This window comes from Ornithinimicrobium panacihumi, from assembly GCF_052073805.1.
GTDB lineage: Bacteria > Actinomycetota > Actinomycetes > Actinomycetales > Dermatophilaceae > Ornithinicoccus > Ornithinicoccus panacihumi.
Genome location: NZ_JBQGWG010000049.1, coordinates 1 through 953, shown reverse-complemented (window position 1 = coordinate 953; position 953 = coordinate 1). Strand labels below are relative to the sequence as shown.

Below are 953 nucleotides of genomic sequence, written 5' to 3'. Positions count from 1 at the left end.
CCGCGGTCGTGGCCGCCTACCAGGACCTGTACCAGGTCGAACGGTCCTTCCGGATGGTCAAGTCCGACCTGCGCGCCCGACCGATCTTCCACCAGTTGCGCGACTCGATCGAAGCCCACCTGACCATCGTCTTCGCCGCCCTGGCGATCTCCCGCGAAGCCCAGCAGCGCACCGGTGCCTCGATCAAGAAGATCCTCAACACCCTCCGGCCCCTGCGCACGGCAACCATCACCGTCGGCGGCCACCAGATCACCGCCGAGCCCGAGCTTCCCGACGAGGCGCGCGAACTCCTGAACTACCTCAACCCCGGGGTGTAACTAAAGCGTCACAACTCAGGCCCGACCGCGCGGGCGGCCGCACCGAGATGAGCTCCGTCATCGACGCCCTCACCGAGGGCGTCCCCCGGTCGCTGCTCGAACTGCGCAAGCTCGGCCGCGCCCTGGCCAGGCGCGTCTGCGACGTCCTGGCCTACTTCGACCGACCCCGCACCAGCAACGGGCCCACCGAGGCCGTGAACGGACGACTCGAGCACCTGCGCGGACTGGCCCTCGGCTTCCGCAACCTCACCCACTACATCGCCCGAGCACTCCTGGAGGCCGGCGGGTTCCGACCCCAACTACACCCTGCATTGTGAAGAGCCGCACAAGGACCACCGGGTGGGCGATGGCCTGCGGTGGGGGTCTGTCCGATCCGATGAACGGTGTTTCCGGCGTTCATCTCAGAGGTTCTCCGCGGCCGGCATGCGGTCGGCGAAGGTGACGGCGAAAGCGTTGAGCGCGGGCTTCCACCTCATGGTCCATCGTGCCTGCCCGGTGCCTTTGGGGTCCAGTCCTCGGGTGACCAGGTAGAGGCACTTCAGCGCGGCCTGCTCGGTCGGGAAGTGACCGCGGACGGTGACCGCGCGCCGGTACCGGGCGTGCAAACTTTCGATGGCGTTGGTGGAGAACAGCACG

Annotated in this window: 2 protein-coding genes and 1 pseudogene; 2 read left to right on the top strand and 1 reads right to left on the bottom strand. The window is 67.9% G+C overall.

What is annotated here, in order from left to right:
• Positions 1–317: IS1634 family transposase (locus ACTMMA_RS18185; RefSeq protein WP_441191471.1), on the top strand; the 317-nt coding region annotated here is incomplete at its 5' end.
• A 23-nt stretch (positions 318–340) separates the two neighbouring features.
• Positions 341–634: pseudogene (locus ACTMMA_RS18180) on the top strand (transposase); the annotation flags it as partial.
• Between the two features lie 84 nt (positions 635–718).
• Here ACTMMA_RS18180 and ACTMMA_RS18175 read toward each other — a convergent pair.
• Positions 719–953 (bottom strand): transposase (locus ACTMMA_RS18175; RefSeq protein ID WP_441191470.1); only part of this gene is annotated, 235 nt, incomplete at its 5' end.